Annotated in this window: 14 protein-coding genes; 11 read left to right on the top strand and 3 right to left on the bottom strand. The window is 43.2% G+C overall.

What is annotated here, in order from left to right:
• Positions 1-62: 62 nt before the first annotated feature.
• The 4 genes from lpxC (at position 63) to mutT (ending at position 5,448) form a co-directional block, all read left to right on the top strand.
• Positions 63-977, top strand: a complete 915-nt coding sequence (lpxC, locus tag MARME_RS12650; protein WP_013661652.1) for a UDP-3-O-acyl-N-acetylglucosamine deacetylase — start codon at positions 63-65, stop codon at positions 975-977.
• A gap of 151 nt (positions 978-1,128) precedes the next feature.
• Positions 1,129-3,828 carry a preprotein translocase subunit SecA gene (secA, locus tag MARME_RS12645; RefSeq protein ID WP_013661651.1) on the top strand — a complete coding sequence of 900 codons (2,700 nt, stop codon included), beginning with the start codon at positions 1,129-1,131 and terminating at the stop codon, positions 3,826-3,828.
• Positions 3,829-3,838: 10 nt separating this feature from the next.
• A complete protein-coding gene (gene argJ, locus MARME_RS12640) occupies positions 3,839-5,059 on the top strand; it encodes a bifunctional glutamate N-acetyltransferase/amino-acid acetyltransferase ArgJ (RefSeq protein ID WP_013661650.1) in 1,221 nt (406 codons plus the stop codon).
• A complete protein-coding gene (gene mutT / locus MARME_RS12635; RefSeq protein WP_013661649.1) occupies positions 5,056-5,448 on the top strand; it encodes an 8-oxo-dGTP diphosphatase MutT in 393 nt (130 codons plus the stop codon). Before argJ ends, mutT begins: the two co-directional genes overlap by 4 nt.
• An 85-nt stretch (positions 5,449-5,533) precedes the next feature.
• Here the strand turns inward: mutT and MARME_RS12630 are convergent, their stop codons facing one another.
• On the bottom strand, positions 5,534-6,331 hold the full coding sequence (locus MARME_RS12630; RefSeq protein ID WP_013661648.1) for a response regulator transcription factor: 798 nt from the start codon (positions 6,329-6,331) through the stop codon (positions 5,534-5,536).
• Between the two features lie 215 nt (positions 6,332-6,546).
• Between MARME_RS12630 and ppiC the strand changes: the two genes are divergently transcribed.
• The 5 genes from ppiC (at position 6,547) to MARME_RS12605 (ending at position 10,514) form a co-directional block, all read left to right on the top strand.
• Positions 6,547-6,825: a peptidylprolyl isomerase PpiC gene (gene ppiC / locus MARME_RS12625; RefSeq protein WP_013661647.1), complete on the top strand. Its 279-nt coding sequence runs from the start codon at positions 6,547-6,549 to the stop codon at positions 6,823-6,825.
• Between the two features lie 105 nt (positions 6,826-6,930).
• A complete protein-coding gene (locus MARME_RS12620) occupies positions 6,931-7,875 on the top strand; it encodes an IS30 family transposase (protein WP_013661646.1) in 945 nt (314 codons plus the stop codon).
• A gap of 92 nt (positions 7,876-7,967) precedes the next feature.
• Positions 7,968-8,387 (top strand): TIGR01244 family sulfur transferase, encoded by a 420-nt coding sequence (locus MARME_RS12615; RefSeq protein WP_013661645.1) that lies wholly within the window; start codon positions 7,968-7,970, stop codon positions 8,385-8,387.
• A 105-nt stretch (positions 8,388-8,492) separates the two neighbouring features.
• On the top strand, positions 8,493-9,104 hold the full coding sequence (locus tag MARME_RS12610) for a helix-turn-helix domain-containing protein (protein ID WP_013661644.1): 612 nt from the start codon (positions 8,493-8,495) through the stop codon (positions 9,102-9,104).
• A gap of 63 nt (positions 9,105-9,167) precedes the next feature.
• Positions 9,168-10,514, top strand: a complete 1,347-nt coding sequence (locus tag MARME_RS12605; RefSeq protein ID WP_013661643.1) for a class II 3-deoxy-7-phosphoheptulonate synthase — start codon at positions 9,168-9,170, stop codon at positions 10,512-10,514.
• Positions 10,515-10,593: 79 nt separating this feature from the next.
• On the opposite strand, the gene MARME_RS12600 is transcribed toward MARME_RS12605, so the two are convergent.
• Together MARME_RS12600 and MARME_RS12595 are read right to left on the bottom strand one after the other, a co-directional pair.
• Positions 10,594-11,325, bottom strand: coding sequence for a GIY-YIG nuclease family protein (locus MARME_RS12600; protein WP_013661642.1), 732 nt, complete (start codon positions 11,323-11,325; stop codon positions 10,594-10,596).
• 93 nt (positions 11,326-11,418) lie between these two features.
• Positions 11,419-12,045: an O-methyltransferase gene (locus MARME_RS12595; protein ID WP_013661641.1), complete on the bottom strand. Its 627-nt coding sequence runs from the start codon at positions 12,043-12,045 to the stop codon at positions 11,419-11,421.
• A gap of 236 nt (positions 12,046-12,281) precedes the next feature.
• Here MARME_RS12595 and thrS point away from each other — a divergent pair, with 236 nt between their 5' ends.
• The gene (gene thrS / locus MARME_RS12590; RefSeq protein ID WP_013661640.1) at positions 12,282-14,198 is read left to right on the top strand and encodes a threonine--tRNA ligase; all 1,917 of its coding nucleotides are present in this window, start codon (positions 12,282-12,284) and stop codon (positions 14,196-14,198) included.
• A gap of 29 nt (positions 14,199-14,227) precedes the next feature.
• Positions 14,228-14,761 carry a translation initiation factor IF-3 gene (gene infC / locus MARME_RS12585; RefSeq protein ID WP_013661639.1) on the top strand — a complete coding sequence of 178 codons (534 nt, stop codon included), beginning with the start codon at positions 14,228-14,230 and terminating at the stop codon, positions 14,759-14,761.
• Positions 14,762-14,796 lie beyond the last annotated feature (35 nt).

Genomic DNA, 14,796 nt, shown 5'->3' with positions numbered 1-14,796 from the left:
ATTTTAGTTAGTTGATAACATTCTCATTAATTAACTATCTGTAATGAAATTGTAGGAAAATAATGGTACGTCAGCGCACACTGAAAAATATTATCCGCGCTACTGGGGTTGGCTTGCACTCTGGTGAAAAAGTGTATTTGACGCTCAAACCAGCGCCAGTCAATACTGGTATTGTGTTTGTTCGGACTGATCTTGAGCCACCGGTAGAAATAGTTGGCGATGCGCGTGCTGTTGGGTCGACAAATTTTGCGACAGCGTTGTGCTCTGACGACGTTAAAGTAAGTACGGTAGAGCACCTAATGTCTGCGATGGCGGGATTAGGTGTAGACAATGCTTATGTTGAGGTGAGTGCAAGTGAGATTCCTCTAATGGACGGAAGTGCTAGTCCATTCGTGTTCTTGCTGCAATCTGCTGGTCTTGAAGAGCAAAGCGCACCGAAAAAGTTTATTCGTATCACCAAGCCGATTCGAGTAGAGGAAGGGGATAAATATGCCATCCTTGAGCCTCATTCTGGCTTTAGGCTGACTTTTACGATCGATTTTGATCATCCTGCTATTGGTGAAGATGTTCAGAATACCTCGATTGATTTCTCTACAACGACTTTTGTGAAAGAAATCAGTCGTGCTCGTACGTTCGGGTTTATGAAAGATCTTGAGTACTTCAAAAACAATGATTTGGCTCGTGGCGCTAATATGGATAACGCCATTGTTCTTGATGACTTTAAAGTTCTGAATGACGAAGGATTGCGTTATAGAGATGAGCTAGTGCGCCATAAGGTTTTGGATGCGATTGGCGATTTATATCTACTAGGACATAGTTTGATTGGTGAGTATAAGGCTCATAAATCAGGGCATGCTCTAAATAATAAGCTACTGCTAGCTTTGCTTGAGCGTCAGGATGCGTGGGAATATGTTTCATTTGAAGATGAGGCTCAAGTGATGCCCATTTCATTTGTAGAGCCTGTTGCTGCGAATTAACTGATTGTAAATTAAGCATTTAGTTGTTTATACACAAAAAAGCCAGACAAATGTCTGGCTTTTTTGTGTATATATGCTTGTTATTTCATGTTTTGCCCCACATTACCATGTTAAACTCTAACCACTATAAATTTAGCGACGTTGAAATAAGATGCTAGGAACAGTCATTAAGAAAGTTATCGGTACAAAGAATGACCGAGAAGTTAAAAAATACAGAAAAGTTGTTAATCAGATCAATCAGCTAGAAGAGCGCTACTCTGCTTTTAGTGATGATGAGTTAATGGCGCAAACATCCGACTTTAGGTCGCGCTTAGAGAAAGGCGAGACCTTGGGCTCCCTGCTTCCTGAGGCTTTCGCAACCGTTCGCGAAGCGAGTAAGCGAATCATGGGTATGCGACATTTTGATGTTCAGCTGATTGGGGCAATGGTTCTCAATAATGGCTCAATAGCAGAAATGCGCACGGGTGAAGGTAAAACACTTGTTGCTACTTTGGCTGTATACCTTAATGCATTGACTTCGAAAGGTGTTCATGTCGTTACAGTCAATGATTATCTAGCAAAGCGTGATGCTAACTGGATGCGCCCACTGTACGAATTTCTCGATCTAAGTGTCGGTGTTGTCTATGCTGGGCAAGAGAAGGAAGAAAAGCGAGCGGCTTATTTGAGCGATATTACCTATGGCACAAATAATGAGTTTGGCTTTGACTACTTGCGCGACAATATGATCTTTAGAATGGAGGACCGCGTTCAGCGTGATCTTCATTTTGCTGTGGTTGATGAAGTTGACTCTATCCTAATCGATGAGGCAAGAACGCCACTTATTATCTCTGGAGCTGTAGAAGACAGTTCTGAGCAATATAAAAAGATTAATCAGCTTATTCCATTGCTTGTTAAGCAAGAGGAAGAGGGTGATGAAACGGGTCACTACACCTATGATGAAGCTCAGAAAAATATCGAGCTTACCGAAGACGGGCATCAGTTTGTAGAGGCTTGGTTGGTAGAGCAAGAAATGCTGCAGGAAGGCGATAGTTTGTATTCTGCATCTAATTTGGCGCTGCTGCATCACGTGCATGCTTCTATGCGAGCTCATGTTATTTTCAAAAAGAACGTTGACTATGTTGTTCAAGGTGGTCAAGTCGTTATCGTGGATGAGCATACGGGTCGAACTATGGCTGGTCGTCGTTGGTCTGAAGGTATACATCAGGCTGTCGAGGCAAAAGAAGGTGTCGCTATCCAGGCAGAGAGTCAAACACTGGCTTCGACAACATTTCAGAACTATTTCAGGCTTTATGAAAAATTGTCTGGCATGACTGGGACGGCAGATACAGAAGCTTATGAGTTTCAGCAAATTTACGGGCTGACTGTTGTGGTTATTCCGACGAACAAAGTGGTTCAACGTAAAGATCACAATGACTTGATCTATATGTCGACCCAAGAGAAGTTCGAGGCCATCGTTAAAGATATTGAGGTCGTTGTAAAAGAAGGGCGACCAGTATTGGTCGGTACTGCTTCTATTGACTACTCTGAGCTGCTTTCTGGATACCTAAATAAAGTAGGTATTGAGCACAATGTATTAAATGCTAAACACCATGAACGTGAGGCTGAAATCGTTGCAGGTGCAGGTCGTTCCGGCGCGGTGACAATTGCGACAAACATGGCGGGTCGTGGTACTGACATCGTTTTGGGCGGCAACCTACAGACGGAGTTGGCGGAACTTGGTGCGGACGCAACAGAGGCGCAAATTGAGGCTGTTAAGTCTGATTGGGAGTCTAGACATCAGGCGGTATTGGCTGCAGGTGGGCTACATATTATTGGTACAGAGCGCCACGAGTCTCGTCGTATTGATAATCAGCTTCGTGGTCGAGCGGGTCGTCAGGGTGATGTCGGTTCATCTCGCTTCTATTTGTCGCTTGAAGATAACCTGATGCGTATCTTTATGTCTGATCGTATTAAGAAAATGATGCAGGCACTGGGTATGGAAAAGGGCGAGGCGATAGAGCACAAAATGGTCTCTAATGCCATTGAGAAAGCTCAGCGTAAAGTGGAAGGAAGAAACTTTGATATTCGTAAGCAGCTTCTTGAGTACGATGATGTTGCTAACGATCAGCGTCAAGTAATTTACACTCAGCGTTATGACATGATGTCATCTGATGATTTGTCAGGTGCAATTGAATCTATGCGTGAAGAAGTGGTGGCTGGGGTTATCGATGAGTTTATTCCGCCTCAAAGCATGTTTGATCAATGGGACCTGGACGGTTTAGAAGAAAAGATCAAAAACGAGTTTGGACTTGAGCTTGCAATTAAAGCTTGGGTGGAAGCCGATAAGAAGCTTTATGAAGAGCCTTTGCGTCAAAGAATTCTTGATGGTTTTATAGAGGATTATAAGGCGAAAGAAGAGGTTGCAGGTTCTGATTCAATTAGAGCATTTGAGAAGCAGGTCTTGTTGCAAGTACTCGATACATTGTGGAAAGAACACCTCCAAACAATGGATATGTTGCGCCAAGGTATTCATCTTCGCGGTTATGCTCAGAAAAACCCTAAACAAGAATATAAGCGTGAATCATTTGAGTTGTTCCAGAATTTATTAGAACAAATTAAATACGAAGTTGTTCAGATTACTGCTCGCGTGCGAGTGCAGTCTCCAGAAGAGGCGCAAAAAATAGAAGAGGCTAGGCAGCAGCAAGAAGAGCCGTTAAAAATGAGCGCTCAGCACCAGCAAGCGGCGGCTTTTGGAGAAGGTGCTTCTTCCGCTTCAGAGCAACAGTCTGAAGTTCCGAAAGTTGGCAGAAATGAGTCTTGCCCATGTGGCTCAGGAAAGAAATATAAGCAATGTCACGGACGTTTGGTATAAGGAGGGAAATATGGCTGTAGGTTTGGGTTCTTTTCCCGCTATTCCGAATATCAGTGGTGTGCGTTTCGCTGTCGTTGAAGCAGGGATAAAAAAAGCGTCTCGTAAAGATCTTGTTGTTTTTGAGATTGATAAAGGGGCGAGCGTAGCAGGCGTTTTTACGCAAAATGCTTTTTGCGCAGCGCCAGTTCGTTTGTGTCGTGAGCACTTGTTGCAATCCGTTCCGAGGTATCTGGTTATTAATACTGGAAATGCCAATGCTGGAACGGGGAAGCGAGGTTATCAAGGTGCGTTATCAACCTGTGAATCATTGGCATCTATTGTTGGGTGTAAGGTCTCTGAGGTACTGCCGTTTTCGACAGGTGTGATAGGAGAGCCGTTGCCAACAGATAAAATTGTCGATGTGCTACCTAATGCGTTGGCATCATTGGATTACGGTAATTGGCAGGATGCCGGTGAAGGTATTATGACGACAGATACGCGACCTAAAGGCGCGTACCGTCAATTTGAAGTTAACGGAAAACATTATACTGTCGGTGGGATCTCAAAAGGGGCGGGTATGATTCGTCCTAACATGGCCACTATGTTGGGCTATGTTTTTACTGATATTTCAATTGATCAGAATGTTTTGCAAGACCTTCTGAAAAAAACGACAGATAAAAGCTTTAATCGCATTACTATAGACAGCGATACCTCTACAAATGATTCGTGTATTGCGGTGGCTACTGGTGCAGCGGGCAATGAAAAAATAACGAATATTCAAACGGAATTGGGTCTGGCTTTTGAGCAAGCTTTTACTGAGGTAATGCAGGAGCTTGCTCATGCTATCGTTCGAGATGGTGAAGGTGCGACAAAGTTTGTGACGGTTCAGGTGGTTGGGGCAAAATCACAAGAAGACGCTGCTTTAGTTGGCTTTGAAATTGCCCATTCTCCCCTTGTTAAAACGGCGTTATTTGCTTCTGATCCGAATTGGGGGCGTATCCTTGCTGTCGTTGGTCGTGCGCCTATTGCTGATTTAGATGTTGATCGTGTGAATATTTCACTTAACGGATGCTTAATTGTTTCTGAAGGTGGTCGATCTGATGGCTACACGGAAGAGTTAGGTCAAGCGGCCATGAATCCAGAAGAGATTACAATTGTAATCGATTTGGGTGTTGGTGAATGTAAAGATACCGTTTGGACGACCGATTTGTCTCATGAGTACGTTACGATCAATGCGGAATACAGAACGTGAAGCAAGTAGAGGTTTCTGCAGGTATTATTAAGCGAGGAGATCGTATTTTTCTGGCATTCAGAGACGAAGCGCAGCATCAAGGAGGGTTGTGGGAGTTTCCTGGAGGCAAATGCGAAGCTGCTGAGTCCTCTTATGATGCGTTGTGTCGTGAATTGTTAGAAGAGTGTGGTATCACGGTGGGTTCCGCAGAGCTGTTTAAAGAAGTGCGTCATGATTACGGCGATAAGCTTGTCGTGTTGTATTTCTATCTGGTTGACGATTTTAAAGGAGAACCAACTGGAGCTGAAAACCAACAGGTTTCTTGGTTTGATTTGAAAATGTTGGCTGAGTTGGATTTTCCAGCGGCCAATCAGGTTATCGTTGATGAGTTGATAGAAGCTTATTGTTAAAGAGTTAGTTTTATTTGTGGCCCTATATTTTAAAAAGGAAGCATTTGCTTCCTTTTTTTGTTCTTGTTGATTATGCGGTTAACACTTAACCAAGCAAATTGTGTAAGAGTGTCTTTATTGTCGTGGGAGTAAATGTCTTATCGCAAAGAGCGTCGACATCACCTTTTGCGATATTGGAAAGCTGGGGGGTATCCGCGTCTGAGCTAACCATTAATACAGGGATGTGAGAATGGTTCGATGACGTTTTTACATAGTTTGCGAGTTCAACACCGTTCATTTCAGGCATATTGTAGTCTGTGATTATCAGGTCGTATGTATTTTCTTCGAGGAGTTCGAGGGCAGCGCGGCCATCGTCTGCACGGTCTATGAACATTATTCCCATTGATTGGAGTGTACGAGAAATGTGTTTTTGTGCCATATTGCTATCATCAGCGATTAGCACTTTTAGCTCTCGAGGGTCGAAAAATTCTAATTCTATTTCTTCTTCGTTGTTTAGATCTAGGGTTGCTTTGATGGCTGTATCTAAATCATCACGAGAGAATGGTTTTGGTAAGATGGCGAGTAGTCCGTTTTGTCGAAGATATTCAAGTGACTCCCTTTTTCGTTCGCTTGAAACCAGCATAAACGGAACGTCAGCGGTGCTTGGTGTTGTTCTAATGAAATTAATGACATCGTCCGCTGTGCCGTCTTCAAGGTACATTGAAGAGATTACTAAGTCGGGAGTGTGCATTGCTAGTGTATTCGAGGCTGATGCTACGTTGTCGGCTACATCAATGTCCGAGACCCCTGATTCGCGCAGTGCGTTAACGATAATTTTCTGTTGAGCTTTCGACGGCTCTATTAGGACGATTGATAGCTCTTGTGCATCTGCAATCAGTTTCATTTTGAATAAGTCTCTCATGTTTACATCAGTATTAAGAATATCAATGTTCGGTGTGGAAGCCTGTTACAAAATGTAGTCATTATCTTTAGTAAATGATACCTATTGTTATCTTTAGGCTTGCTTCAAGTTGGCTTTTTCGTTCGTAAATGGATAACAATCATCTTCGATAACAGGTTATACTTTAGCGTTTAGATTTATTAGTTTTTGGAGAGCAGATGGCGACGGCTAGTGCATGCCATATTTTGGTTAAGAGTAAAGCAGAAGCTGAACAGCTGAAGGAGCGTCTAGATAAAGGCGAAGATTTCCACAAGCTTGCTAAAAAGCACTCTCTTTGTCCTTCTGGAAAAAGAGGGGGAGACTTAGGGGAGTTTCGTAAGGGAGAGATGGTGTCTGCCTTTGACCGTGCGGCGTTTAAAGGGCCTTTGTTAGCAGTGCAGGGGCCAGTTAAAACCCAATTTGGTTTCCATCTCATAAAGGTTCTTTATCGAAGTTAAAGCCTAAATTCAGATAATAAGTGCGACACTGCAAGACAGGTTTAGAAGAAGCCAACTGCTGAAGTTGGTGCGCTTCTTTTCACCACAAAAACAAGCAGTACAAACATGAATTATCAGCAGTTGACTGAAGGGAAACGATACCAGATTTCCGCTCTTTTAGAACAAAAAATGTCAGTGTCTGATATCGCTAATGCCATTAAGTGCCATAAAGACACGGTTTATCGTGAATTCAGGCGTAACAAGCAAGCGAAGCACTATTGCCCTAAGGAAGCACATACTCTTTGTCTAACAAGACGAAAGAGGTCTGCAAAGTATCGAATACCAACAACGATCAATTATATACGGACTCTTATTGAGTTTGACTGGAGTCCAGAGCAAGTATCTAACGCATTGAGACTATGTGGAGTTCCAGTCAGTCACGAGTGGATTCATCAGTACATTCATGATGATAAAAGGCTCAACGGAACACTTTACCGACACTTAAGACAGGGTCATAAGCGCTATCGGAAAGGCAAACGAACAAAAGATGACGTCATAAAGAACGCTGTATCCATAGAAGATCGTCCTGATATTGTCGATACGCGAAAACGTTTTGGGGATTGGGAGATAGACACGGTTTTAGGTAAAAGTGGAACAGGCTCGATTGTCACTCTACTTGAGCGAACGACGCGTTTTTACTTGATAAAGAAAGTGAATTCAAAGTTTGCCATAGATGTTGCCCAAGCGACAATAGAGTTATTAATGCCCTTTAAAGATCACGTGCATACGATTACAGCAGATAACGGTAGAGAGTTTGCTCATCATGCGAAGGTTGAAGAAGCGCTGGATGCAAAAGTCTATTTTGCCTACCCTTATAGTTCTTGGGAGCGTGGCGCGAACGAAAACAGTAACGGCCTTTTAAGGCAATGTGTGCGGAAAGGAACAGATTTAAGAGAGATTGAAAAGGACGTCATTCACTGGGCGATGACACGTATCAATTATCGTCCAAGAAAGTGTTTAGGGTTCAAGCAGCCAGCAGTCGTATTTAAAGAGATGTGCTTAGCGGCTTGAAATGAAAAGTGTCGCACTTCAAACTTGAATTCAGGAGTGTCTAAGTGAAAGTGCGGACATTAAACTGTAGAAACCAAAGTATAGGAAAGGTTATGGCAATTACTAAACTAAATGAAAATTATTGGGTCTCTCCTCAACTTACGCTAAGAGATATTGAGACTGCGGCTTCTGACGGTGTGGAATTGATTATTAATAACCGCCCAGATGGTGAGTCGGAAGATCAGCCTCTGTCTAGTGATTTGGCTAAAAGAGCTGAAGAGCTTGGAATGCAGTTTGTTTCTAATATGTATGATTTTAAGACGCTGACTCAGCACCATGTTGATGTTCAGGGTGAGTCAATTGCGTTAGGTAAGAAAACACTTAGCTTTTGTCGCACCGGAACGCGCTCTTCTGTTCTTTGGGTGTTGTCTGAAGTCAAACTGGGTGGGGATTATTCTGATTTGCGCCAGTTTGTTGAGGCAAAAGGTTTTGATTTGTCTCGATGTGAAGCGGCAATGAGTCAATTTGCTTAAATCTGTTGCTAGTAGAATGAGAGTGAGTTGTAGGTCGTAAAGCAGCTCGAAACGTGATTTTTGTGCGCCGTAGTGGGTGTTTTTTACTAGGTATTGGGAGAGTAAATGGTTAGTCGCCCTTCGTTGGAAACGGCAACATCTGCAGAGCCGGATAAGTTTGTTGAGCCACTTGAGCTTGGAAAGCGTGTTAAGGAAATACGGTTAACAAAGGGTTGGACGTTAGAAGAGGTGAGCCAAAGGACGGGCATTGCCCGCTCGACTTTATCAAAAATTGAAAATGACCAAGTGTCTCCTAGCTTTACTATTGTTCAAAAATTGATAAAAGGGTTGGGGATGGACTTGCCTCAACTGTTTGTCGAATCTTCAGATCAATCTATTGCTGGTAGGCGAGATATCACGCGCAAAGGCAAAGGGGAGCCTCACCCTACCTCGACCTATGAGCATGAACTTTTAAACTTTTCTATTAGCCGTAAAAAAATGGTTCCTTTTAAGACAAGGGTGCGAGCTAGATCTATTGAAGAGTTTAAAGAATGGATTCGGCACGATGGTGAGGAGTTTTTGCTGGTATTGTCAGGTACAATAAATTTTTTCTCTGAGTTTTATGAACCAATTGAATTAAAATTTGGGGACAGTGTGTATTATGATGCAGCTATGGGGCACATGGTTGTATCGGTGTCTGAGGAAGATGCGGAGATACTTTGGGTGGTTGCTCGTTAAGTATTTTTGTGTGTTTCAGTATCGTCGTATGAGTATTATAAATAATTTGAGTGAAGTGAAAAAATGAGTGGATGGAGTACAAGTAGTTGGAGATCTAAGGTAGCGCTGCAACAGCCTGAATACCCTGATCAAGAGAAGCTAAATTCAGTTGAGAAAACCTTATCAGGAATGCCCCCTCTTGTTTTTGCTGGAGAAGCAAGGCAGTTGCGCCGTAATCTGGCGAAAGTCGCAAATCGAGAGGCTTTTTTGTTACAGGGCGGAGATTGCGCTGAGAGTTTTGCGGAGTTTCACGCGAATAATATCCGCGACACTTTTAAGGTTATGCTTCAGATGGCTGTTGTCATGACCTATGCTGGTAAATGTCCTGTAGTAAAAGTTGGGCGTTTGGCAGGGCAATTTGCTAAGCCACGATCTGCTGCATCAGAAACTGTTAATGGTGTGGAGCTGCCGAGCTACCGCGGTGATATTATTAATGGTATTGATTTCACGTCTGAAGCGCGTATTCCGGATCCTGAACGTTTGGTGAAAGTCTATAATCAGAGTGCGGTTACAATGAATTTGTTGCGTGCTTTTGCTCAGGGTGGTTTTGCTGATTTACATCAAGTGCACAAGTGGAACTTAGACTTTTTGAAGGTAAGTCCAGCTGGTGCTCGTTATCAAGGGATTGCGGATAAAATTGATGATGCATTGCAGTTCATGGAAGCGTGCGGAATTGGTGAGGGTGTTAGTCAGCTAAAAGAGACCGATTTCTACACATCTCATGAGGCCTTGTTGTTGCCGTATGAGGAAGCTTTGACTCGTCAAGATAGCCTGACTGGTGAGTGGTATGACTGTTCTGCACACATGCTTTGGATTGGAGATCGTACGCGCCAAGTAGATGGTGCTCATGTTGAGTTTCTTCGTGGTGTACAAAATCCAATTGGTCTTAAAGCTGGCCCATCAATGGACCCTGAAGACTTAATTCGACTGTGTGATATTCTGAACCCGAATAATATTCCAGGACGTCTAAATATTATTGTTCGCATGGGGGCGGATAAAGTGGCTGATGGCATGCCGAAACTCATTCAGGCCGTTCAAAAAGAAGGTAAGCATGTTGTTTGGAGTAGTGATCCGATGCATGGAAATACCTTGAAGGCGAGCACGGGCTATAAGACTCGTCGAGTGGATGATGTGTTGCGTGAAGTTCAGCAGTTCTTTGAAGTTCATCAGGCGGAAGGCAGTTATCCTGGTGGTGTGCATTTCGAAATGACAGGTCAAAATGTGACTGAATGTGTTGGCGGCGCATTCCAAGTAACTGAAGCTGATTTGGCAGATCGATATCACACTCATTGTGATCCAAGATTGAATGCGGATCAGTCTTTAGAATTGGCGTTTATGATTTCGGAAACGCTTAAAAAGGCTCGCGCTTAATCGGTATTTAAATGTTGAGTGCAAAAAAGCCAGCTTATTTTAAATAAGCTGGCTTTTTTGGTGTTATGTCGTGTTTCGGTTAGCCTTTCTTTCTTCTGAAAGCAGAGGTTGCCGTTTTGGATGTGATGTCGATTTTTGCCATAATCATCGCCATCTCTTCTGCCTGTTCTTGCTGGGCAGCTTTTAGTTTGTCTTCTCTTTCTTTCTTAGCTTGCTTTTCAGCTTCTTTCAGCATTCTTTGTAGGCTGGCTGAGCTCGCTTTTGTACGCTTCACCTGTGTCACTTCTGACGGTTTTTTTGGATCGCTAGCGGTTGCTGTGGTTGGTGTGTCCAGTCGGTCTTCCCCAATAAGCTCACCAAAGAAAGACTTTGCGCTAGGTGTTGGTTCTGGTTTCTCTGGAAGATCTATTTTTTTTGTGGCAGCGGCTTTACGGCCACCTCTAGCGGTCTTTTTAACAGGTTCTGCTGTTGAGTTGCCGCTGGTGTCGAACATCGCTTTTTTGCCGAAGTCGAACGTTTTTGCTTTGACAGAGCTTTGGCCAATTTTGTAGCCGCGAAGGCTTTCGCCATTGTAGATTGAGACATAGTCTTTTTCTAACTCGTAAAGCTCTTCTTTGTCAGATGTTTCGAATAACTCTTCAACGACAAAGGCATCTGGACCGCTTGCGCGAATGTCTTCGTATAGAGGGTAGGTTAAGTCCTCATCTGCGGAGGCCTCAACATACTGCTCGAAACGTTGGAACCCGCTGTTGAAAGACGTTCCAATATAATTTTTTCCGGTAATCGTGTTAGTAATCTTAAAAACGACCAAGATCGTTGCCTCTAAATTAACTTTTTAATAGCAAATAACTCCCCAAACCATCTTGGGTAAAGATAGTAGAGAGAGAGGTTCTAGTTATGTGGTTTAACGTTTGACGATAAGGTTTAAGCCGTCACGGACATTTAAGTGTACGTTTTCGACTCGCTCGTCGTTAAGAACGCGTTTATTTGCAGCATCGACTGCAATATCGCTGTTCTCAATGGGTTCTAAAACGCGTCCTTGCCAGAGTGAGTTGTCTATTACAATAAGTCCGCCTGAGCGAACTAGTGGGACAACAGCCTCGTAATAATTTAAATAGTTTCGTTTGTCTGCATCAATGAATACAAAATCGAAATTGCCGGTTAGCGACTGTATTGTTTCAAGAGCAGGGCCAAACTTAGCTTGAATTTTATGACCGTAAGGGCTGCGGTCAAAAAAACGTTGCGCAAATTCAATTGCTCGAGGGTTGGTTTCACAGCAAATGAGTTCTCCGTCGTCTGCCATCCCTTCTGCAATAGAAAGGGCTGAATATCCTGTAAACATGCCAATCTCTAGCGCTCTTTTAGGGCTGGCGAGTTTAGCGAGAAGTTTCAGGGTTCTGCCGACGGTTTTTCCAGACAGTTTATTTGGATAGCCCATGTCTGAATGAGTTTTTTCTATCAATTCAACTAGTAGGTCTGGCTCAGATTGTGTTGTATCTGAGCAGTAGTTGTCTAAAAGAGAATGATCCATAGGGCCTTTGAGCTGATTGTTTGTGAAACGGCCGTCATTTTACCTCGGGCGTAGAGAAAGTCCATGCCTAAATTGTAGAAAAAAAGATTGATTTATTTGCAATATTTTGCCGCTATTTGGTTGATTGCTTAAGCTAATGGGGTTCGCATGTTTTGACAAAAAGTGTTACTTTATATCGCTCAAAATTCCATGTGCTCTTTGGTATGGAGCACCACTGACTCCGATAGGGGAAAAAAATGCCTGTAATTACATTGCCGGATGGCAGTCAACGTACTTTTTCAGAGCCTGTAACATTAATGCAAGTTGCCGAGGATATCGGTCCCGGTCTTGCTAAAGCCACCGTCGCTGGAAAAATCAATGGTGTACTTGTAGACGCCTGTGAAGTTATTAGTGAAGATTCAAATGTGAGTCTTGTGACGGGGAGGGATGAGGAAGGTCTCGAAATTATTCGTCACTCATTTGCCCATTTGGTTGGTCATGCTGTTAAGCAGTTGTATCCAACGGCTAAAATGGCAATCGGCCCAGTCATCAATGAAGGTTTTTATTACGACATTGCGTTCGAGCGTCCGTTTACTCTTGATGATATGGCGGCGATCGAGAAGCGTATCGCTGAATTGATCAAAAAAGATTACGATGTTGTTAAAACAATGACACCGATTGATGAGGCGCGTAGACAGTTTGATGAGCGCGGTGAAAGTTACAAGGTTCAGCTTATCGATGATATGGACGAGTCTGTAACAGAAGTCGGTTTGTATCGTCATGAAGAATATATGGATATGTGTCGTGGGCCACACGTTCCAAATACCCGTGTTCTTCGATACTTTAAATTGATGAAACTTGCTGGGGCATACTGGCGAGGAGATTCAAATAATGAAATGCTTCAGCGTGTGTATGGCACGGCTTGGTCTGATAAAAAAGAGTTGAAAGCATATCTGCTTCGTATAGAAGAAGCTGAAAAACGAGATCACCGTAAGTTAGGTAAAAAGCTAGATTTATTTCATGTTCAGGAAGAAGCGCCTGGCATGGTGTTTTGGCACCCGAAAGGCTGGCGATTATATCAAGCTGTTGAGCAGTACATGCGTCAAAAACAGCTTGATAATAACTATCAAGAGGTAAAGACACCTCAGATAGTTGATAGAGTTTTATGGGAAAAGTCTGGGCATTGGGGTAAATACCAAGAGAACATGTTCACGACCCATTCCGAGAACCGTGATTATGCTGTTAAGCCGATGAACTGCCCTTGTCATATACAGGTATACAATCAAGGCCTTAAAAGCTATCGCGATCTGCCGTTTAGAATGGCTGAGTTCGGCTCTTGTCACCGCAATGAGCCTTCAGGCGCTTTGCACGGTATAATGCGGGTTAGGAACTTTGTTCAGGATGACGGACACATTTTTGTGACCGAGAATCAGATTCAATCCGAAGTGTCAGAATTTATTAAGTTACTTCACGAAGTCTACGCTGATTTTGGTTTCGATAATATTATCTATCGCTTGTCTACGCGTCCAGAACAGCGAGTCGGTTCGGATGAAGTCTGGGACAAAGCTGAAAAGGCATTGGCTGATGCGCTTGATGTTGCTGGGCTTGAATGGGAAGAGTTGCCAGGCGAAGGTGCATTCTATGGGCCGAAAATAGAGTTCTCGTTAAAAGATGCTATTGGTCGTGTATGGCAATGTGGTACCATACAAGTTGACTTCTCAATGCCAACTCGTTTGGGCGCGCAATATGTGTCCGAAGATGGTTCTCGTCAAACACCTGTTATGTTGCACCGCGCCATTGTGGGCTCATTAGAGCGCTTTATTGGTATTCTGATTGAAGAGACAGAAGGTTCGTTCCCTCTTTGGTTGGCTCCAGAACAGGTTGTGATCATGAATATCACAGATCGCCAGACTGAATACTGTGAGAATTTGGAAAAAACTTTAAATTCTAATGGGTTTAGAGCAAAACTAGACTTGAGAAACGAGAAGATCGGGTTTAAAATTCGCGAGCATACTCTTCAGCGTATCCCTTACTTAATTGTTGTTGGTGATAAAGAAGTTGAAAATGGCAAGGTGGCTGTTCGAACTCGTTCGGGCGAAGACCTTGGTGTTATGAGTGTAAATGAATTCGAAGATTTGCTTCGTGATGAAGTTGCTCGTCGTAGTCGAAAATAATTAATGGAGATAGAGCCATAAAAGGTAATATGAATCGTGGGCGTAATAGCAAACAGCAGCGCCCTCAAATCAACGAAAACATTGCAGCTACCGAAGTGCGCTTAATCGGTGCTGACGGTAATCAAGTGGGTGTTGTTTCGATTGAGGAAGCACTAGATGCCTCTCGCGCTGCGGCACTAGACCTAGTGCAGATAGCAGATTCAGATCCGATTGTTTGCAAAATCATGGACTACGGCAAGCACGTTTTTGAGCAGAAAAAAGCAAAAGCCGCTCAAAAGAAAAACGCGAAGCAGATCCAAGTTAAAGAAATGAAGTTTCGACCAGGGACGGAAGAAGGGGATTATCAGGTAAAACTCCGCAACCTGATACGTTTCCTAGAAGGTGGAGATAAGGCTAAAGTATCTTTACGATACCGCGGTCGTGAAATGGCCCATCAGGAGCTTGGCATGCAACTTATGAATCGAGTCGCTCAAGACTTAGAGGAATATGGTGTAGTTGAACAAGCTGCGAAAATGGAAGGTCGTCAATTGACGATGGTGCTGGCTCCCAAAAAGAAGAAGTGATTTGAGTCTGAAAAGACAGCAAAATCATATTTAAA

Source organism: Marinomonas mediterranea MMB-1 (genome assembly GCF_000192865.1).
GTDB lineage: Bacteria > Pseudomonadota > Gammaproteobacteria > Pseudomonadales > Marinomonadaceae > Marinomonas > Marinomonas mediterranea.
The sequence above is the reverse complement of the archived record's forward strand: the minus strand, read 5'-3'. Positions and strand labels throughout refer to the sequence as shown.